The organism is Pigmentibacter ruber, assembly GCF_009792895.1.
GTDB classification, from domain to species: Bacteria; Bdellovibrionota_B; Oligoflexia; order Silvanigrellales; family Silvanigrellaceae; genus Silvanigrella; species Silvanigrella rubra.
In genome coordinates this window covers 492,396-514,947 of record NZ_WSSC01000003.1, presented here as the reverse complement: position 1 = coordinate 514,947, position 22,552 = coordinate 492,396, and the positions used below count along the sequence as shown (strand labels likewise).

At 26.4% G+C, this 22,552-nt stretch carries 15 protein-coding genes; 3 read left to right on the top strand and 12 right to left on the bottom strand.

Going from position 1 to position 22,552, the window contains the following annotated elements; genetic code table 11:
• Positions 1 to 383 precede the first annotated feature (383 nt).
• The 8 genes from GOY08_RS11225 to GOY08_RS11190 all read right to left on the bottom strand — a co-directional run bounded on the left by GOY08_RS11225 (position 384) and on the right by GOY08_RS11190 (position 10,790).
• Positions 384 to 1,955, bottom strand: a complete 1,572-nt coding sequence (locus GOY08_RS11225) for an SGNH/GDSL hydrolase family protein (protein WP_158998996.1) — start codon at positions 1,953 to 1,955, stop codon at positions 384 to 386.
• 400 nt (positions 1,956 to 2,355) lie between these two features.
• Entirely contained in the window at positions 2,356 to 3,273 is a 918-nt protein-coding gene (locus GOY08_RS11220; RefSeq protein ID WP_158998995.1) for a class I SAM-dependent methyltransferase, read from the bottom strand.
• A complete protein-coding gene (locus GOY08_RS11215) occupies positions 3,270 to 4,022 on the bottom strand; it encodes an NAD-dependent epimerase/dehydratase family protein (RefSeq protein ID WP_158998994.1) in 753 nt (250 codons plus the stop codon). The genes GOY08_RS11220 and GOY08_RS11215 overlap by 4 nt, the downstream gene beginning before the upstream one ends.
• A 12-nt stretch (positions 4,023 to 4,034) precedes the next feature.
• Positions 4,035 to 5,576: a phytoene desaturase family protein gene (gene crtI, locus GOY08_RS11210; protein WP_158998993.1), complete on the bottom strand. Its 1,542-nt coding sequence runs from the start codon at positions 5,574 to 5,576 to the stop codon at positions 4,035 to 4,037.
• Positions 5,573 to 7,612, bottom strand: coding sequence for a phytoene/squalene synthase family protein (locus GOY08_RS11205; RefSeq protein WP_158998992.1), 2,040 nt, complete (start codon positions 7,610 to 7,612; stop codon positions 5,573 to 5,575). Before GOY08_RS11205 ends, crtI begins: the two co-directional genes overlap by 4 nt.
• On the bottom strand, positions 7,609 to 8,745 hold the full coding sequence (locus GOY08_RS11200; protein ID WP_158998991.1) for a polyprenyl synthetase family protein: 1,137 nt from the start codon (positions 8,743 to 8,745) through the stop codon (positions 7,609 to 7,611). The genes GOY08_RS11205 and GOY08_RS11200 overlap by 4 nt, the downstream gene beginning before the upstream one ends.
• The gene (locus GOY08_RS11195; protein ID WP_158998990.1) at positions 8,742 to 9,302 is read right to left on the bottom strand and encodes a hypothetical protein; all 561 of its coding nucleotides are present in this window, start codon (positions 9,300 to 9,302) and stop codon (positions 8,742 to 8,744) included. The genes GOY08_RS11200 and GOY08_RS11195 overlap by 4 nt, the downstream gene beginning before the upstream one ends.
• A 12-nt stretch (positions 9,303 to 9,314) precedes the next feature.
• Positions 9,315 to 10,790 carry a phytoene desaturase family protein gene (locus GOY08_RS11190; RefSeq protein ID WP_235899675.1) on the bottom strand — a complete coding sequence of 492 codons (1,476 nt, stop codon included), beginning with the start codon at positions 10,788 to 10,790 and terminating at the stop codon, positions 9,315 to 9,317.
• Positions 10,791 to 11,057: 267 nt separating this feature from the next.
• Here GOY08_RS11190 and GOY08_RS11185 point away from each other — a divergent pair, with 267 nt between their 5' ends.
• The 3 genes from GOY08_RS11185 to GOY08_RS11175 are packed head-to-tail and all read left to right on the top strand — an operon-like array spanning position 11,058 to position 14,710.
• Entirely contained in the window at positions 11,058 to 11,792 is a 735-nt protein-coding gene (locus GOY08_RS11185; RefSeq protein ID WP_158998989.1) for an SDR family NAD(P)-dependent oxidoreductase, read from the top strand.
• Between the two features lie 9 nt (positions 11,793 to 11,801).
• Positions 11,802 to 13,193 (top strand): NAD(P)H-binding protein, encoded by a 1,392-nt coding sequence (locus GOY08_RS11180; protein WP_158998988.1) that lies wholly within the window; start codon positions 11,802 to 11,804, stop codon positions 13,191 to 13,193.
• On the top strand, positions 13,190 to 14,710 hold the full coding sequence (locus tag GOY08_RS11175) for an NAD(P)-binding protein (protein WP_158998987.1): 1,521 nt from the start codon (positions 13,190 to 13,192) through the stop codon (positions 14,708 to 14,710). Before GOY08_RS11180 ends, GOY08_RS11175 begins: the two co-directional genes overlap by 4 nt.
• 568 nt (positions 14,711 to 15,278) lie before the next feature.
• Here GOY08_RS11175 and GOY08_RS11170 read toward each other — a convergent pair.
• The 4 genes from GOY08_RS11170 to GOY08_RS11155 form a co-directional block, all read right to left on the bottom strand.
• Complete coding sequence (locus tag GOY08_RS11170; protein WP_158998986.1) at positions 15,279 to 15,587, bottom strand: RNA recognition motif domain-containing protein; 309 nt, start codon at positions 15,585 to 15,587, stop codon at positions 15,279 to 15,281.
• A gap of 172 nt (positions 15,588 to 15,759) precedes the next feature.
• On the bottom strand, positions 15,760 to 16,902 hold the full coding sequence (locus GOY08_RS11165; protein ID WP_158998985.1) for a tetratricopeptide repeat protein: 1,143 nt from the start codon (positions 16,900 to 16,902) through the stop codon (positions 15,760 to 15,762).
• A complete protein-coding gene (locus GOY08_RS11160) occupies positions 16,899 to 20,039 on the bottom strand; it encodes a hypothetical protein (protein WP_158998984.1) in 3,141 nt (1,046 codons plus the stop codon). The genes GOY08_RS11165 and GOY08_RS11160 overlap by 4 nt, the downstream gene beginning before the upstream one ends.
• Positions 20,036 to 22,552, bottom strand: a complete 2,517-nt coding sequence (locus GOY08_RS11155; RefSeq protein WP_158998983.1) for a hypothetical protein — start codon at positions 22,550 to 22,552, stop codon at positions 20,036 to 20,038. The genes GOY08_RS11160 and GOY08_RS11155 overlap by 4 nt, the downstream gene beginning before the upstream one ends.

Below are 22,552 nucleotides of genomic sequence, written 5' to 3'. Positions count from 1 at the left end.
GAAATTGAAAGCCGGAAAATTGACATGATTGCTTTAACTTCAAGTGATAAAATAAAAATGAATTTTTTTACTTGAAAATCACTTCTCCATAAAAATAAAACTTTTATTATAACTAGAAATGATTTTCCTTACAAAGAAATTACTGCAACAAGTTAGTTGAAAAATTATATAATATGGATAAGGCAGGATTCTGCTCTATGTCCTTTTATGACGAAAAATCTTCATAAATTTAAAGTTGAGTATTCTCCAGGGAAAAGTTCAGTTGATTATGTGACAAAAAATTAGAAAAAGAATCGATGCCATTTATGTTTTAAATATTTTACCTTTATTGTACATAATAAAAAAAGAAAATATTTTTGATCAAATAAAAATTGAAAAAATATTTAAACTGAATTACTTCTTTTCAAGACTCTTGGATTACGTGTATTTTTCTCTGTAGTATAATCTTCAAATTTATCCGTTAAAGAATTTATATTATAAAGTAGCCTTATTTTTTTAGAGATAATAAGACCTAATAAGTGATGAATTTCTTTCCCAGGATGCACATCATCATGAAAGGCATAAACTTCATTTTTCTTAGAAATACTTCCATTTCTACTTTCAGTACTTTGCAAAGCGGAATTTTTTTGTGGATAAGTTTTATTTTTTTCTTCTTTCTTTTTTAATTTTTCAATTTCTTTTAACTTTTTTCTGAACTCATCTGAGACATTTGGATCATAAATATATGGATTTATATGTGGATATACATCTTCCTTCTCTTCTAATTGAGAAAGCCTTGATCTTTTAGTATTAATATTTACCTCTGAAAGAACCTGTATGTTTGATCTTTTGCGAAACAATCTAGAGCCCAATGAACTTCCAGTTAATTCTGGTGATACATTCATACCTTCTTCAAACTTTGTTATCCGAGTATAAAATCGTTCATCAAATATTTTCCCATAAGACGCAATATTTGAAATATTCTCGTTAGAAAAAATAGAATTGTGTCTGATATCTAAATATTCATAATTAGAAGCACTGAGATCAACCATAATTGAATTAATATCTTGAGTTATAAAATCAACTTCTGGGTAATGTTTTTTTAATACTTTAATTCTTTCCATTAGCATATCGTTATATTCTGAAATTAATGTATCAAGCTTTTGCTTTTTAGTTACATCTGCCTTTATAAATCTAGGAGAAGACGTAAAAAAAGGTAAATTGAATACCATAAAGTTTTTTGCACCTTTTTTAATTAATGCTTGAATCAAATTTTGAATTTGTAACGTTATTTGGTTAACAGCAATCGATGTATCCCAACCTACAGTAATAAGATCGTTTGCCCCAATCCAAATGATGTAAAGATCTTTTTCTAAGAAATATCCTAATAAATTGTCTTTATCTTTTTCTAAACTTTTCCAGAATTCCTTCATAAATTCATTGCTCATTTTATGCCGAATTTTACTAGCATAATATTTTTTTACTTTTTCCCAGCTGTATTCTAAAAAATCATTATATTGATCATCTAAATTTTTTAAAATAAATTTCCTAGTTATTTTATCATTAATTGCATTTTTATTGATTTTATCAAAGAAATTTTCCTTTTCATAATCATCAACATCGGTTTCTTTAAAATTTACTGCGGTAGCACCACCTATTGAGTAATTTAGAATTGGAAAATCTCTAAAAATTTCTGGTATGTGTTTCTCAGTATATTCTATGTTATAATTGTATTTATATGCTTCATTCATAATTTGATCGGCTAACATTCTTTCTAAATCATTCCGAAAAATATAAGATTTTAACCAATCAGTCCAATTATATCCATTGGTAAATCTACCGTAAGGTGATGGTGTGATTTGATTCAAGAAATTTCTAGCTATGATTGCTGTTTTTGAATTATGCATCCTGCCTGTATCACTTAGACTATCACCAAAAATAACGACCCGCTCAATTTTAGGTTTTGATCTAGACATGACAAATTCCTCATATGAATTCGAACTTTTAGGTATAAAAAAATTTCTCCTTTAAAAAGGAGAAATTTTCTAGATTATTTAAAATAATTCATTTACTTTATAAGAGTATTATGAACTAATATTAACTTACCAAAATTTTATTTTTTATCAATTCAAAATTAATCTATTTTTAATGGAATAGTTAAAAAATAAATTATTAATAATTGGATGAAAATAAACAAATGTTACAAAAGTAAAAAATAAACTTAATTAAAGTAATAAACATTAAAAAACAAAAAAGCATTTATAAGTTAAATAAATCAATCTTTTAAATTAAAGAGCTTGGATAAAATCTACTTTAAATTTTCAAACAAATATTTATTTTAGAAACTAAAAATTTAAAATTCTTAAATAAAATTCATTACTCATTTTTTTCACAAATAAAAGTCATTACTCCTAAATTCAAATATTTCTCGAAAATAAAAAAAGGAAAAGTTATAACTTTTAGTAAAAAAAATTTTACAAATAAATTTTCAAAAGGAAACAAACTATTGAAAATATTATATTTAGAAACCCTTCCCAACCACCAAAGAGTAAATGCATCTAGTGTTCCATACTTTAAAATTTTTTTGATCCGAAAACCATTTTGATTCATTAAATACGTTAATGATTCTGGGGAATAAATTACGCTATGCCTTGGTGTATGCAACCCTCCCCAATCACCTTTCTGCTTATTAACAAAAAATGATTTATAATTTGGTAACTCAATAATAATTAAACCATTGGATTTTAATTTATTTTTTAATTCTGAAATTAATTCTACTGGGTGAAAATGATGCTCAAGACTATGCCACAAAGTGATTACATCAAATTTTTCTTGAATTTTTTCAAAATCATTTGAGAGGAGTTTTAATTTTAAAAATTTTTCATGTGAATCTTTCCAGCCATTATCACTAAAATCAAATCCAACGAAAATTCCTTGATTAAAAGTACTCAATTTTTTTAGGAAAGTTGGTTTGCCACAACCATAATCTAAAATATTAAATATTTTTTTATTATCAATATACTTTAGTAACAAATCACATTTTTTCTTATCCACCATATTTTGCCATATATTTACAACAAATGTATATTTTCCCCAAGGCTTTGAGTTTGAATAAGGCAAATAATTGTCAGAATAATACTTTTTCAAATCTTCTTCAAATGGAGGGTTTTTTAAGAATATAGAACTACAATTTAAGCATCTATCAAATTGAAAAATACAATTATCATCTTGCAACTGAGTTTTTGAATGCAAAACAAAAACTGATTCAATGGATCCGCATAGTGGACATTTCATAAATTCACTTCACAATCCTCAGGATACTTTAAAAATTTATAATTTTCTTCTTTTAAATAATGAACTAATTTTTTATTCTTAATAAATTTACTTCCTTTAGTTGTATCAAGAAATTCAAAACAGTTTTGAATTCCAAGTGAATTCGCAATATCAATATGCGTTTTGAAATCACCTGAAGTTAAATTAAATCGCTCACAAAACGTAAAATTAGTAAAAATTTTTTCAATGAAATATACAATATCATTTACATGAATATAATTTAATATATTTTTTCCAAACTTAACTCTTTTCTCAATATACCATTTTTTTGGATAACGATTTGGGCCTATTATTCCAGAAAGATGTAAGATTAAAGCCCCCATTTTTCTCAGATGTTCTTCTTTAATGTAACGTTGATCTTCAATTTGCAAAGGAAAGTCTTCATCTATTTGTAAATTTTCATCAGACAATTGATATGCTGAAGTAGATGATAAGATAATAACTTTTTTATTTTTACAGTATAAATTATAAAAATCAGAGACTAAATCTATTGTTAAATTAGGATTACTTAATGCAAAAGTCCATAAAACAAAATCACAATCTTTTAAATTTTCCCATGTATCTTTATTTAATAAATCAAACTTAACCCCTTTGTTACTATCCTTTATATCTGTCCTTTGAGTAAAAAAACAAGAAGGATGTGAAGATAAAAAATGTTTACCAACGTACCCACAGCCTAAAATGATGCATTTATTCGCATTAAATAACATTCCAAATTACTTTCATATCGAATTAATATATGAATAAGTTGAAGGTAATTTTGCTAAGAGTGAGGGCATTTTTGCAGCTCCAATATCTTTTGCTAATAACCTACAAGTTATTCTTGAACTTAATATAACACCTGGCAAGCCTGCACCTGGCTGTGTATTTGCTCCAACAAAATACAGACCATCAATTTCAGGAGAGCTATTTGATGGTCTAAAGCCTGCACTTTGTAGAATCCATGGCTCTAAACCAAATGCATTGCCCAAATGGCTTTTTAAAGTAGTTTCAAAATCATTTGGAGTAAAAATACTTTCACAAACAATTGATTCTTGTAACCCAGGCATAAACTTTTCCTCAAGAAATTTCTTAACCCTCTCAACCATTACTAATTTATAATTTTCCCAATTTGTTTTACTTAGTAAGTTTGGCACGGGTACCAACGCATAAATAACCTCTCCTCCCTTTGGAGCAAGAGAAGCATCGGTTCGAGTAGGAATATGAATATAAACGCTGAAATCTTCAAATTCTATTTTTTTGATAAATATATCATCAAGTAATTCTTTATATCTTGGTCCTAAAGCAATTGTATGTTGAGACAATTCAGGCCAGGTTTTATTTGTTCCTAAGTATAATAAAAAAGCTGACATGCTTAGGTCTGCTTTTTCAAGTTTTCTTGATAATTTTCTAGGATAAGCATCATTTTTTAACACCGAGGTTACAAAACGATGCATGTCAGCATTTACTACAATATTTTTTGCTGTGAACATTCCATTTGGAGTAGTAATTTCAAAATGTCCTAAAACATTTTTATCTACAACTTCAACAGGAGTTGATAAAAATGTAAGTCCACCTAATTCAGTAAATCTTTTTTTAAAAGCTTCTGCCAAAACATGCATTCCACCTAATGGATGATAAACTCCATAAGCTCTCTCTAATCTATTAATTAAACTATATACAGCTGCTGCACGAAATGGATTTCCACCAATGAGTAACGGATGAAAACTTAAAAATTGACGTATTTTTTCATTTTTTACAAATTTAGATACCATTGAATAAACTGGACGTACCGCATTTAATTTTAATAATTGAGGTGCTACTCCTAACATTGAAAATGGATTAGCAAAATTTTTATCTCCCAATTCAATAAAACCTTTTTGAAATATTTTATCTGCATATAGAAAGAATTCTTTCACATTTTCAATTTCAGTAGGTGCTATATTTTCAATTTCTGCAAGAAATTTTTCTTGTGAATTAAAATGACTTATCTGACTACCATCATGATATCGAACTGTATAAAAAGGATCTACTGGAACAAATTTACAGTAATCTTCTCTATTAACACCTGACATTTGAAAAATATCGTCTATTAAAAATGGGGCAGTAATAATAGAAGGACCTCTATCAAATGTATACCCACATTTTTCTTCTGCGTATGCTCTTCCCCCGATTTTATCTAGTGCCTCAATAATTGCAACATTTAGTCCCATACTTTTTAATGTTAAAGCACTAGCCAAACCGCCAAACCCACTACCAATTATAATAACATCAAAAATACTCATAACAATTCCTTTTCGTTAATCAGATTTGCAACTTTTAAAGGATGAAATCCAAATAAAATTTTTAAAAAAATAATTAACTTTTTGAAATGTGAAATGACAATTCTTTGCTTGAAAACAATTGATTTATCAAATACAATTTTTCCCAAAATTGAACCATAAACACCAATCATAAGTTTAACACATAACCTTGCTCTAAATGATGGGATATATTTTAATCCTTCAATAGCTTCACAGTAATACAAAACAGCTAAATTAACAAGTTCATTAATTAAGTTATTTTTATTACCACAATCATAATTATTCATGAAAAATAAAGAAAAATTTTCAATTTTATATTTAGAAAATAGTTCTATTGGAATGTAAATACGATTATTTTCAAAATCTTCTTTAACATCTCTGAGAATATTGGTTATTTGCATTGCACAGCCTAATTTTTCAGCTGCATTCATAGCTACTAAATGATTTTTTGTATGAAATATTTTAGCCATCATAATTCCAACTACACCAGCAACTCTAAAGCAGTATAAATATAAATCATTTATATTGAATGGTTGAACGAAATTTTCATCCATTTTTTGCCCATTTATGAGATCTATAAAATAAGATTTTTCTAATTCCAATTCTTTGATCAATATTCTAGCATTTAATATAAAATCTATTGCTGAATCATAATTTACAATAGCAAACAGTTTATTGCTTAAATGCTCCATAAATAATTCAATAAATTCATCTGATAGTAAATCACATTCTGACCATAAATATTCTAATATTTCATATGAAAAAGTTGATCCAATTTTATTATTGGCATCAAACACATTTCTTTCATCTGTAGCATCATCAATTAGTCGGCAAAGCACATAAATAAAATAGGAACTATTTCTTTGCTTTGAAGCCAAAACAAGTGATGAAATATAAAAAGATTTCCCATGATTAAATGTAATTTTTTTACAAATTTGTATAAAATTAAAATATGAACTAATTTCATCTTTTGAATGGATGTTTTTAAATAATTCAATTTTCCTAGATTTAATTAATATTTGGTTAAATGATTTTTTAATATTTAATGGATATAAAGCTTCCAAAGTACTTTGAGAATCTAAAGACTTTATTCTATGGTAGAAAGGAGCTGATTCCATTGTGAAATCATAAATAATCTCTCTATTTAAATTTAATATTTTTGGATACTTTATACCAAATAAGTTAAATCTAAATTGTCTAATAAAATTAATATTTTTTGCATCAAATATTTTAAAATCTAAAGATTTTTCATTCATGTAATCCATTTTTTTTATTTGATACATAGCATCTAAATGTGGAAAATAATAATTAACTTGAACTCCATTTTGAATGCTTTCGTGCCACCAATACCAAGGTTCTTTTATAGAATACAACGGAGAAAAACCAAAATTATGATCAAAATAATAAGAGGCATTACTTAAATCGAATACTCCAGCACTTTGATTTTGAAGTTTCAACTTCAGAGGATAATCAAAAAAGAAGGAATTTCTTTTGCAAAGATTTGAAAATGAGAATTCATCAGATACATTATATATATTTACCATTGAATGTAAATCATTGCCAGAATTTATGAATTGCCAAAAATGCTTTACTTCGTTCTGATTAATTTGATACTTATTGTCATCAGTGCAAAAATCATATTTAATCTTTATATTTATATACTTCTTCATAGAATGATCAGGCAACCATAAGTCTAATATATTTGTCTTTCCAGTTAACCATCTTCCAACATTATCTAAGTAACTCTTACTATTTTTGTCACTAAAATATATATAACTATATGCAACAACTTTTTTACTTTTATATAATGTAAAATAGATTGATTGTTGTTGAGTTTTATTATTATTCAAATTAAAACAATCTTTATATGATAATATACAAACAAAATGTAGATCATCTTTCCTAACTTCAAAATAAAACCATTCGTACTCAATTCTTTCATCAATATTTGAAAAAATAACGGGATTATTTGAGCATAATAAAGAAATATCACAATTATCAATTTTTAATGTTTTCATAAAGAAAGAGTTTCTTCCATTTTTAATTTATAATTAACTTGTATAATAGAGAAAATATTTTTTCTAATCATATCAAAAGGCTTCTCTATAATATCTGATAGATAATCTTTTAATTCTTTATTAATTTGAATTGACTCTAATTGAATAGAATTAATATGCAATAAATAAGAAGCTTTATAATAACATTTTTCAAGCGACTGAATTTTTTTATAGTGCTGTAAAAAATACTTTTTAAAATTATTATTTTTAATTTCAAGATATGCTAATTCTTTTTCTTCATCACTTAATATATCAATAAAAGAATGCACAACTGCACTTCTTAAACCGCAGTTTAAATCTTCATATAATTTATTTTTATTTAATTCAGGTACAAAATTTTTCAAATCATCAAAAATTTGATATATAATGCCATATGAATTAAAAATTTTATCTACTAAATTTATTTCTGAATCAGAGATATTTAAAATCTTTTTTAAAGAAAAGAGTGGTAATTGAATTAGCTTTCCTGTTTTTAAAGAAACACATTTCTCATAAAAAGACCATCTAGTACTTTCATCAGCATAAAAATATTTTTTATTTATAAAGTCATCATTACTTGATAAATCAAAAGCTTGGCCTATGTGACAATCAAATAATGTTTCTATAGCAATTGATTTAGAAACTGCTGGAAAATGTTTCAAAGCTAAAAAATACATCCAATTTGCTGCATTTAATGCTTTTGGCAACCCATGTGATAAATGCAATGAAAGCCTTCCTCTTCTTTCACAACTACCGTCTTCTATGTCATCAATAACTAAACTTGCGCAATGAAATATTTCTATACCTATAGCAACTTGTGTAACTGTATCTAATAATTTTTTGTTACTTTTTTCTACTAAATCTAGAGATGTTAAAGAGTTGTTTGGTAATGAAAAGTTTCTGAGTAACCAATAGCATAAAAGAGGCCTAATTCTTTTCCCTTCTGCTAACATAGAATCTTTTGTTATAGCTATTAAATTTTTATCTATAAAAGGTTTAAAATCTATAAATTCATTTGGAAAATTTTTATATATATCTTTTTCTAAATAATTACTTAATTTCTTCATAAAGTAATTGTAATCTAATGCATGATAATTATTTTCTTTTGCATTCATAAATTTTCTATCTCTTTAGCGTTATCTGTTTTGACGAAAAAAAGCATTACATGAAAAATTGCTGTAAAAATTCCTATAGTAATTACAGGATATATAAAATAAGTTACTAAAACCGATTCTTTGTAATAAAAGTTAATATGTGAATTCGATAAACTCCAGTCAGCTATAGGCCGACTCACAAGAATTAGTGAAGAGTAAGTTGCTCTTAATGCTGATAAAGAAAAATGCATAGCATATTCATTGTTGGTTAAACCACCAAGTGATTTACGGCTTTTTGATTCTTCATAGACATCAAAAAATTCTATAATTAAAGAAAGAACTAGTAGCAAAATACCAAAATATAAAAATAGTCCTTGAAATTTATTGCAAAAAACGAAAAGAATTGACCAAGGAAATAAAATTGCATTTAAAGTATGGAGTAAATGTTCTTTTTTAGATTCATCTCTAGCATATAATTTATATTTATAAATATGAAAATAAAATCCATCAATAACAGCTATAATTAAGTAGATTAATAAAAATAAGCAAGACAATGCTTTTAAATCCATAAAATCCATAATAATCCAACCTTATTTAAAATTTTTAGAAATATGCTGAGAGATTCTTTTCGCAGATTTTATCACCATGGTAACACCAGCCCCAGGATGAATACCAGCCCCCACAAAATATAAATTTCTATATTTTGTAATTCCTGAATCGTGAAAAGCTAATGGATTAAATTTTCTTAAACAAGCGCTATATATTCCACCTTTAAAACTGTTCGCTCTTCCTTCCAGCTCTTGTGGACTTATCATTTTAAAGATTTTTCCTTTAAATGCATGTTTTAATCTTTTTCTACACAACTCTAAAATTCGTTCCGCATATTGTAAACAAAAATCATGTGACCAATTAATCCCTGACAGATTATTTGGTGCCATTGCAGAAATAAATAATACTCTTGGTGAAATGCTTTTATCAGTGGCATGCGGCCATACAAGATATATACATGGATCTTTTGGTAACTGATAAGACTCACATACTTGGACAAAGCTTTCAAGCCAACTTTCAGGAAAAATTTTAACATGATGAAGTAATTCAATGTCATCATAAAGGTCAAATAAAATGACAAATTGGCTTTCAGATGGTCTATAAATATTTTTATTAATTTTTTCTACATAATTTTTAGAAATATCTGTGTTACTTAGCCATGAAAATGAAGCTGTAAAAGGATCTGAATTTGAAATAACAATGTCAAAATTGGCGTGATGTATAGAATTATCTTTTTTATAGCTTAATTTCCAACCTTCAGAAGGATTTTTTTCATCTTTTAATGCTGCAGATATAACCGGAGAATTTAAATGTAAATTTACTTTATTTTCTATAGCAACCCGTTCAAGAGCTGAAGCTATCTGATAAACTCCTCCCTTAGGAAAAACAATTGGTGAGACTAATTCAACATGTGCTATACTTAAAATTCCTCCTTGGGCTTCATTAGGATTCATGCCAACATAACTAGCAAAATGATAAAAGAACTCACGCATATTTTTATCGCTAATCAAGGAATCAATAACTTTTCTATATGGTGTCAGTGTTAACTTGGGATATTTTAACATTAGCCCAGAAGCAAAAGATTTAAGCCCTAATGAGATTGCATTTGGTGGATCATTATAAAATATATTTTTTTCTGCAAATTCATAAATTGAACTAGAAATTTCTAATGCATTAAACACATCTTGACTCAATTTCTCATTACTGTTTGCTAAATATTTTTTAATGTTATTTAATCCAAAAGGTAGTTCCCAATTAGTACCGTCAGAAAAATTTAAATGACTACCTGTATGAAGTTTTAATAGTTCTATTTCTGATATATTGAGATCTAAAAAAAGTTTGTTTAGTTCTTGTGGCAATGAGATAAGGGTCGGGCCAGTATCCCAACAAATTCCTTCCGCATTTTTATATTGAAACATTTTTCCCCCACATTTATCTGCAGATTCAAATATTTCAACATCAAAACCTTGTTTAACTAATAAATTTGCAACTGTTAAACCTGATACTCCGGCACCAATAACTGCAATTTTAATAGTTATCTCCTAATGATTTATATGTTTAGTAAGCAGCAAGTATTTAATAGCATAATGTTCTAAATTTATCAAGAATTGTCGGTTTGATATATTTAGAAACAGTTGGATATATTTTTTAATATTTTTATAAATTTTAATAAAATACAAAATCATCTCTGATTCTTGATTATTTTTCGAAAATAAATTATATTTGCCCGTTAAGTTGGCTTTATTCTTTTATGTTGATCATTAAAAAATAACTTATGGAGTAAAATGAGTCATTTAAAAAATTTAATAATTAATGGAGGAAACTCCTTAATTGGTAAGAAACTCGCAGAAATTGAAGAACATAAAACAAACGTTATTAAGATAGTAAGAAGTAACTCCGATTTAAATGAAAATACAAATAACTTATTTTTTGCTAATGCAATAGATTCAGATGAAATTAAAGAAACAATTCTTAAAATTCAAGAAAAATATCAAACTATAGATCAATATGTTCACCTAATAGGATCAATTGTCTTAAAACCATTACATAGTCAAACAAAAGAGGAATGGTTACAAACAATTGATCTTAATTTAAATAGCATTTTTTATGCTTTAAAATTCATTCTTCCAATAATGATTAAACAAAAAAAAGGACAGATAGTATTAGTATCATCTGTAGCAGCACAAATAGGTCTCATGAACCACGAAAGCATTTCTGCCGCAAAAGGAGGAGTGGAATCGCTTACCCGCTCTTTAGCAATTACATACTCAAATTATGGAATTAGAGTCAATTGCGTAAGTCCTTCATTGACAGATACAAAAATGGCAAAATTTTTAACTCAAAATGAAATTGCAGTTAAATCTACAGTATCACTCAACGCTATTAAAAGAATTGGCATACCAGAAGATATTGCACATGCGATTTCTTTCCTATTAAATGATAATAGTTCTTTCATTACGGGTCATGTTTTAAATGTTGATGGTGGACTTACCAAGATAAGAACACCTCCAAAAATATAAAGAAATATTATGACAAAACCTAAATTAGCGATTGCAGGTGCAAGTGGTTTTATTGGAAAAGCAGCTATTGATAGATTAGCTGATGAGTTTAATATTAAGGCACTTAGCCGAGTAGCTCCTTCAAATAAAAATTCATATAAAGAAAATGTACATTGGCATTCTTGTGATCTTTACAATTTAAAAGAAGCAGAAAATGCTTTTAAAGATTGTGATTATATTCTCTATCTAATTCATTCTATGAAAAAAGGAAATAGGCTAACTCAAAGCAGTTTTGATGATTTAGATTTAATAATTGCTGATAATGTAATGCGTTCAGCCAAAATTAATAAAGTAAAACAAATTATCTATGTTGGAGGTATTTTACCTGAAGTCAATTTAAATATTTCAAAACATTTAAAAAGTCGGAATGAAGTAGAAGTCGTACTATCTTGCTCAGGAATTCCACTAACAACAGTAAGAGCAGCAATAATTATAGGAGCTGAAAGCAGTTCATTTCAAATTTTATATCGTCTTATTAAAAGACTAAGAGTTATGATAACTCCAAAATGGACTAGGTCTTTATCACAACCAATTGATGTCCAAGATATTACAGAATTTATATATCATTGTATTGGGAATGAAGAAACTTTTAATAAAACAATTGATGTTCACGGCTCAGAATTATTATCTTATAATGAATTAATGACAAAAATTTCCAACATATTGAAACTTAAAAGAATTGCTTTAACAGTTCCTTTCTTTAGTTTAGGACTATCAAAATTTTGGTTACATTTGATCACAGGAATAGATTACTTTACTATTTCTCCACTTGTAGATAGCTTAAAGTATAACTTAATTGCTTCAAACTCTGTCTTATTTAATAAGTATATTCCAAATCCAGTTAGCTTAAATGACTCACTACAAAGGGCCATATCACAAGCAAAAAAATATGAAAAAGTAAAAGAAAAAAGTATAATATATGAAGAAAGTAAAGTGCGGACAGTTCAACGACTATATTTACCTATTGGCTGGGATGCTATCAAATTAGGAAGAGAGTATATAAATTGGTTACCAAAAATATTTTTTACAATAATTCGATCAAAAGTTAAAAATAATGTTGTTAGATTTTCATTTTTTAGTATAAATTTATTAACTCTTGAATTTTCTCAAGAGCGGAGCACTAAAGATCGACAGTTATTTTATATAAAAGGTGGGTTATTAGTCATTAAAAAAACATTCCCTCACGCAAGATTTGAATTTCGAATTAGTCCACATGAACAAACTGCTATAGCTGCAATACATGATTATTACCCTTCATTACCTTGGCCAATTTATAGAATTTTTCAAGCAAATATTCATAAATTTGTAATGTACTTATTCAATAGACACTTATTAAAAAATTCGAGCAAATTTAAATCATGAATGCCAGGATAGATTCAGAATATAAAAATTTAATAGTGGGATCTGGCGCTGCAGGAATTACAGTTGCAAAATTAATTTCTGTTACTTCTCATTCTAAAAATACAGCCCTTTTAGAACAGCACTATTCTCCTGGTGGATGCTCTAGTTTTTTTGCAAGAGGAGTTCCAAAAAGAGTTTACGATGTTGGCGCGACTCAAATGGTAGCCGTAACTGAAAACGACATCCACCATAAAATATTTACTCTTAATAATGATATGGAATATCCAAAATTAATTAAAATCAAAAAAATAGAATTCATATTTCCTTCAGAAGCAGTTCATTTAGCAATAAACGCTGATAACAGTATAAATGTTTTACAAGGAATTATTAATAAAGATGAAGAAATATATATCAATAATGTTTTAAATTATTCAAAAAAAATTGGGACAATTTTTTGGGATTTACTAAAGAAAATTCCAAAATTTCCAGTATTAAATATTTCTGAAATTCTCCATAATATAAAAATATTTGCTAAGTTGAAATTTAAACTTGAAATTTTACTTACAGTTTTTTTACCAACAAAGATTATTTGCTTTTTTCTTGGTAATAAAAAAAATTTTGTTTTTAGTAATAAAGTATTTAACTCTATACTTCTTGACACAGTTCAAAATACAATGGAAAAAATTCCTTGGTTATTTGGTTCATTAGGATTGAATATCATTAATAATGGAATTTATAGATATAAAGGTGGAATGAGAAGTTATTTTTATAACCTCAGTATGCAAATAAAAAAAAATAATATGAATATATTTTATCAAATAAAAGTTACAGAAATTCATGAGGAAAAAAATGGCTTTAAATTAAAGATATATGATAATAAAAACAAAATACATGAATATATAAATGTCACTGAAAATTTATTTCTAAATATTACTCTTTGGGATTTTTTAGAGTTATTTCAAGAAAACAATTATTATAAAAAGAAAATAAGTAGATTAACTAAAAAATTTAATTCTTGGCTTGCTTTTTCTTTATATGGGTATTTTGAAGAATCCACAGTGTTGGAAGAAGAAGCTAGATATATTCAATTATTTCCACCTAATGAAGAAATAACTGCATTAAAAAGCTCATTATACTTATCAATATATGAACCAAATAATAGTATTAGGTCTTTTACGGCTACTATTCATGTACATGCAAATTATGTACAAGATCATTTAAAAGATATTTACAAAGAAAAATTAATAGAGCGAATTGAAAAAAATCTCAATATTAAAGTAAAATCTCCAGAATTTTCTATGCATCATTCTTTTGCATATTATACTCAAAGATCCAAAGGAAGAGTAGGGGGATTAATAGTAAATTCTATAAATACCTTAATAAATCCTGTCCCTAACGTTTACACTCATCCAAATAAAAAGACCAAACTTTTTTTGATTGGTGATAACTATTTTCCTGGACAAGGTGTCATTTCATCTACTATTTGTGGAATTATTGCTTGGGAAAGAGCATTCAAAGGTAAATTTTCTAAATTATAAAACTATATTTTTAGTTTCTTTAAGATATTTTTTATTTTTAAATTTAATCGATAAAAATATTATTATTCTTGATATTATCGACATGAACATTAAAAAAACTGTAAGAGTCAAAAGCCATATAAATTTTACTTTAAATTCATTCTGATTCATAAAATATATAATTGTACTAAAAATAACAAAAAATGCTCCATATGCTAACAAAGATTTTTCTACTAAACTCAATAAGTTTTTTTTCAAAAATTCATGATATAAATTATAAACTCGAAGAATTGGTAGAAGAACTATAAAAATAAAAAAAGTATTTAAAATTACATTATATATACTTAGAATTTTATTAAAATAAATTAAGTATGAAATTATTTGAGAAATTACTAACCAAAATAAATCAAAACTAATCACACATACGAGTATTAACATTTTTGAGATTTTTAAATTTTTCTTGATCATTGTTTTCCAAGATACTTAAATTTTTTGTAAGTTCTAAGGCAAAAATTTTAACTTTTGAATTTTAAAAATAAAAAAAGGTGCACTAGAGCACCTAATTTAATGAATTTCGGCGTTAAAATAATTATTGATTTCTGTTATCATATCCTCGACGCTGAAAGCCTCCTCCGTCACGTTTATTATCTAATCTAGGTCTTGCTTCGTTTACAGTCAAAGGTCGTCCCATAAAAGGTTTACCATTAAGACTTTCAACAGCCTTTAAAGCATCGCCTTCTTCTTCCATTTCTACGAAACCAAATCCTTTACTGCTTCCAGTTTCACGATCTGTAACAACACGAGCACTAGTAACAACACCATACTGAATAAAAGCTTGTGAAAGCTCATTGTCAGTACAACTAAAAGGAAGATTTCCAACATATAACTTCTTAGCCATGAGACATGCCTCCAAGGAGCGTTCTCTAATACGAGAGAATCGACACATAAATCAATAATCACCTTGCAAGCAACTTAATTTCAGTTTTACTTCTAATTTCAAAACTGCAATTATGAATTGAGCTTGCTGGTGGAGAAATATTACAAATCAAATTTAAAAAAGTCAATCAGTTTCAATTAGATGTCCCTGGTAATCCAGAAAATTCTGGATATGAATCTAATAAATTCTCATTTTCCATTTGGGTAAGTTTAAAATTTACAATTCTAAAATTTGGATCATTTTCTCCTATCATACTTAGATATGTCTCCCATGACTTATAAGCAGATAAGTAATTTTTTCTCTTATTTTCTAAAAATCCATTTAAATAATAAAGAAAAGGAATGGATGGAAAATTAGTCATCGCAATCATTAGTACATCACTAGCTTCATCATATTGCCCACTTTGAATCAAACAATAAGCGTGATTGTGTGAGATATACGGATTATTTCTATTTTCTTCAAAAGCTTTTTTGAATGACGTGCATGCTGATAAATAATCTTTATCATCTTGATAAATAATTCCTTGCCAAAGTAACACATTGCTGTCTTTTGGAAACAAAGTATTTAAACGATTCACAATTTGTTTTGCTGAAATTAAATTACCCATTTCTCTTTCGGATTTTAATTGCAAAATATAAAGATGTAGCAAATCATTTGCACATTTATCTATGCCTTTGACCGCAACATCATAAGCAAGTTTATAGGCTTTTTTACTAAAATAGTATTCTCCTAAAGCTATATAAGCTGGGGTCCAATTATTTGAATTGATAATTAATTTTTCTAAAATTAGCAAAGTTTGCTTTTCTTCACCTGCTTGCATATACGCTAGAGATAGAACTAACATTGCTTCCCTAAATGGTGAAACAGAGTAATCCTCATCAAGAGTCTTTGTTCTTTGGCGTTCTAAAATATTTAATATATTTTTATTTTTTTCAATTGCTTTCTGATAATCACCCCTTTTAATATCAGCTAACGAACTTGCAATCACATCTATTGTACTAGGTATTGCCTTACTTAAAGTAGGATTATTTGAAACTATATCAAGAAAACTAGACTCTTTGTTACTATTCAGATAGTCAACAACCTCATTAGGAATATACTTTTTGCTTGCAGATAATCTCTGCTCCTTTGTTGTAGTTTCAGGATAGTAAAAAAAAGTCTGATAATTTGGCAAATTTAATAATTCTGAATCAAGTATAACTTCATTATTTGTAATTGTTTCACAGGAAGTCAAAATTAAGAAATTACATATACAGACAATATTTTTTATCTTCATTTTAACCTCCCAATTTCTATTTTGCTATTTAAGCTCATAGAATTTGGTAAATATTCTAAAATATCAAAGAAATTTTGTTTATCAGCTATTGATGCAGACAAGTTTACAGCAAATTTTCTCTTATCAAATCTTGAAATTAAAGCTGATAATTCAATATTTTCATCACTATTTATATTTTCTTTTGCATAAGAAAGAGATAAATATAAATATTTTTTTCCTTCATTCCTTAATTTATCTGTTTCAGCTAGGTACATATCTTTTTTGTCTTGAAATTTATATAATAAAGCATATGAATCACTTAATTTTAAACTCATTTTTCCATAAGTCAAATAAGTTTTTGTCAGAATATCATCAATATTATTCAATTTTTCTATGTATTTAATTCTATTTTCTATAAACTTTTTATTTTTTCCCATAGCAATTACCGCTTGATAATTATATGCATCAAAGTTTTTTTCATTTTCTCTTAAAAAATTAGAATAATCAAAATCATTTAGTACCAATATAGATTTTTTAAGATATAAATTTTTTGATTTAATATCTTCTATTTTCATAATATATTCTTTAATATATTTATCAAATTGATTTTCTGATGCATTCCTTGAATTATTAATATATAAATTCGATGTTAATAAACCTATATTTGCATTAATCAAAGAATATTTATTTAAGTTTTTTCTTTTAAGGATATTTTTAAAGATTTTACTAGCAACTTGATATTTTTTTTCTTTCAAGTAATTATATGCTGATTGCATTTCTGTTTCTTCATAATTTGAGTTCTTTTCATTACTTAATTTTTCAAGTAATGATAATTTTTCTAATAATTCGGGAATTTTTTCATCATCTTTTACCATTTGCAGAATGTCGATTGCTCTTTTTATAGCAAATATTTTTGAATTTATATCTGGAAAAGTATTTTTACTATTAGCACTTATAATATAATAATTTGCAGCACTTGAAAACTGAAGTAATGCATCAATAGCTCTTGCTTTCCAGTACATAATTTCATTAATTCTTATGTCATCTTTTCTATTAGCGATGAAATAACTAGCTACATTATTCACTTGTTCCCATTTTTGGAGAATTGCGAATTCTTTTATTGACTGCTCTAAAACTTCACCTGCATGGTCATTTGTATTATAATTTTTTCCCCATAATTCCAAAAATTTTGCAGAATTAAAAAGATCTCCTTTTTCTTTTATAAATTTTGCATATTCAATAGCTAATGCGTAATTAGTAATTTTAACCACAGACATAACTTGAGATGAAACAGAATATTCTTTAGCTATTTTTTCTAAAGAACCGGCTCCATCAGTTATGCTGGAATTTTCTATATTCATTTTCTTTAGTAAGTTAGCCAAATTTAAACTTACTCTATCTTTTTCTTCTTGTGCCTGTTCATTACTTTCTAAAGATGGTAAGGACAAAATTTTTTCATATTTAATTTTTGCAGTTTCATAGTCGCTAAGTATTTCACAACGCTTAGCAAATTCAAATAAGAAATTTCTAGCAATTGAATAAAGTGGAAAATGAGCTATAAAACCATCAACAGATTTTTCATATTTTTCAAATTCAACCGATTTAACATTTGTAACTTCAGAACTCTGTTCTTTACCTATGTTTACTAATTGAAACCAAGAAAGTTTTAAACTAAATTCATCCAACGGGTACTTTAAACTTTCTTCGGTAGCTAGCCAAGCTTCATTATAATCCTTCGCCATAAACAAAGCATTACCATATGATTGAAATAATACACCTCTTAGATCTTCTGAAAAGTTTTCAATTATTCTTGAATGATAAATTTGTGCGCTCTTTAAAAATTCACTTCTAGATTTTGTTGCTAATCCAAGATTAAAATAATATTGACCTGCTTGAAGTGATAAATTTTCAATCATTTCTTTTCTATTTTCTTCTTCTGATTCGGATAATTTAAATCTACTTTTCCATAATGAATCTTTTGCAATAAATGCAGTTCCATAATAAGCTAGTTCGTTATACTTATTTAAATTCTCAGCTTTTGCTAATGCTACTAATCTACTTTTAATAAAATCGGGCAAAAGCCTTGAAGAAAAAAAATCTCTTTCAATTTCCTTTGCAATGTTTTCAACTTCATTTGGATATCCTGCTGCAGTGAAGTAATAAAAGGAACTTATTATTATCTTTTTTCCAAAATCTCCTGCTGATTTATCTTTAGAAAGCTTCAAATAATTTTCTTTTTTCTTTGACTCAAACATTGATAACGCACCAACTCTAATTACATCATCAAAGACTTTTTTTGCAATTAAATTTTCGTATTGTCCCTTTTCTCGTGCAAATTCTTGAGTAAAGTTGAAAGCCAAGTCATATTCAGCATTTCTATAAGAAGACCAAATTAATCTTAATTTTATTTCTGCTAGTAACAAAGAATATTTATTTTCAGAGTATGCAATAAAGCTTTGACTAAAATCTAATCCTTTAGAATAAGCGGTTTTTGCTTCTTGAAAATGAAATGTTTCAAATTCACTATCACCTAAGCCAATATAAGCTCGAATAATTTCTTCTCTAAATTCACTTTTATCAAGTTCTTTCGTTATTATACTTATGTAGTAATTTTTTGCTTCTAAAAATCTCTCGGATATTAAAGCAAGATCTCCTGCTAATAAATTCATTCTTATATATAGCTTAATATTTTCTTTATAATTTTTTAATTCTTTGAGTCCATCATCAATTAAAAATCTGGCTTTTTCAGCATCAATCTGTTTATTAACATACGAATATAATGCTAATTTAAAGCATGCTTCAGCATATGTTTGATTATTATTTTTTTCATTTATAACTTCGTTTAATTTTATTATTTCATTTTTTATTTCTTCATCGATTATTTTATTATTTTCATCTTTTTTTTCATTATCTAAATTATTATATTTCTTTCTAATATCTTCAGTATGTCTTTGAAATTCTGTCTTCCAAGTATTAAAATGTAATTCAAATAAATCACGGTAAATATTATTTAATTGTCTGTCATTTTTAAAATTTATCTCATCTGAGAGCGTATATAAAAATGGTTCTGCATTAAACTTTGGAATAAATAAATCTTCTGCTTTTATTGGGAAAAATAAAAATATGTTTAAAATTATAAATGATTTAAAAATATTCATCTCATTAAATCCATTTGCACTGATTTTATCAAAGTATCTATCCAAATTTCTCTTTGTTCTGCTGCTTCTTTAATTTTCTCATTATTATCTTTTGCTAATGAAACATTTTCTTCTGAATAGTTAGCTAATGCAATGTTAATGTAATCTTTAAATTGTTTTATTCGTGGAAAAAGTAAATTAGCTAACTCAATAGAAATTGAATTATACTCTCTTATAATTTTTTTACTTAAATCTACATTCTCTTTTTCTGTTTTTAATAAGTGATTATTTATTTCATTTATCATTTCTAAAACTTCTTTTCTCTCATAAATAATTCTATCTTTTACTTGATTTATTGCTATTTCCAATTGTTTTAAAGTTGCAAATAAGCTCAACCAAGTATTTCTAGTTGCCTCTTCTATTTCAATTTCACCGATTGAATAAGATCTTACCTTATTTTTTTGGTGCAATGAATATATTGATTTAAAGGTATCATCTAAAGAAGAAAATTTTTTCTCAAATAGTAAATTAGCTGTTGGCTTTAAGCTCCTAGAAATTTGAAATATTCTTTCTTCAATCGTATTTTTTAAAAGTTCCTCTTCCATTTTATAGACGGAATACGTTGCAAATGATTTTTCTAGTATCTCAATATCTTCAAGCTGAACTTTTTCAGGTATTTTATTATTGTTTAATGTAAATAAAAATTTTAACCCTGATAATTCAGCATTCAAGTTATTTATATTGCTATTTAATATTTTTAATGAATTTGGGAATTTTGGAGAAAAAACTTTATCTTCTATTTCTCTTTTTAATTTATATTTACTAATCTCATCATTAATTGATGATAACCTTTTCAGTAGTTCATACCTATTGTTAATTGCAAATTTATTTCCAGATTTTTCATTGTCCCATAATTGAAATTCAAGAATATCTAAATTTAATACAAGCTCTTTAAATGAATCAAGGATTGAATCAACTTTTGTTAAAGAAGAAATCGCTCTTGCCTCAAGAATTCCACTATAGGCCAAGTCATTCACATTAATTGCATTTGCTAAATCAGAACGAATGTATTTTAACTCATTTTCTAAATTATAATACGCCCTTCTAAATGATGACGCCGTAGTTACAAGTTTAGTCTCAATACCGTATTCCTCAGCTAAACTTGATAATGCGAGAATATTCTCTATCTGTTCATTGTTACTATCTGTATTTTTTTTCTTAATTTTTTCTAAAAACTCCAAATCAGCTAATACATCACCATATAATTCTAGTAATAATAATTTAGAATCATTATTTTTTACTTCTTTTTTTGATAGTATTTTTGCAAGAATAAATTTTGATAATCTCATTTTATTCGATCTATTCTGAGGATTATCTTCGAAAATTATATTTAGATCACCAGAAATTTTCTCAATAGATTTTTTATACTCAATGGCACTTTCTTTGAATTTTTTTTGTAAATATAAAACATGTGAAAATTCTAATTGAACTTTTAATTTTTCTTGAACATCTATTTTATACCCAGTAACATTTTCTTCATCTAACACATCTCTATACCAATTCTCTGAAGCAAGTAAATTAAACATAGAAGCATGAAATCTAGCTAAACAAATTCTTGCAAGCACTTTAGTTGTTTCATCTGTTTCAAAATATTTTACATTTTCACCATACCCTTTAAAATCACCAGAAAGATATCGAATAAGCGACAATGCTTCTTCTTTCCTCTCTTTTTCATAAAGAAGTAAAGCTAGGACAAGATAAGATCTGCCAATTAGACTATTTCCTACTTTTGTATGACTAATTGCTTCTTGCAAATATTTTATTGCAAATGAATTATCTGAATATATTTGTCTATAACATAAAGCAATATATGCTGAACTCAAAACCATAAACTTAGAATCATTTTTTACTATTGGGGAGTTAGACCATATTATAAGTTTTTCTTTAAAACTGTCATAATCTTTATTTTTATTTAAAATCATTGCTTCATTAATAAATTCATTTGAACAAGCTAATTTAAACTTATCTGGAAATAGATTTTCTTCAGAACCTCCAATATAAAGCATTTTTATACATATTTCCGTTGATTTATTATGATTTTTTAGAATTCTATTGGATTGAAAGAGTATTTTATATGCCCATGAAATATAATTTCTATTTCTAGGGTCAATGTTTTTTAATTCTCTTTCAATTATTTCTATTGCTGCTAAGTAGTCTCCTAGATACATGTGATCTTGTGCTTTAATTAAATTTAATTTAACTCTAATAGGATCATTACTTAAACCAAGAGGTGTTTTTTCTTTTTTGTAATGTTTAGAATTTGGGTCATAAACATTTGACAGATAAGAAATACCTAAAATACTGCTCCGCAGAATTTCTAGTTTTGTATTAACTGTCTGAATATAATTCCATTGTTTTACTCTTATAGTTTCATTGTCTTGAAAAATATTTTTTTCCGAATCACTTAATTCAATTGAAAATGCATTTAATTTAAATAGAAAAAAAATAATGAATATTTTAATTATTTTTTTCAT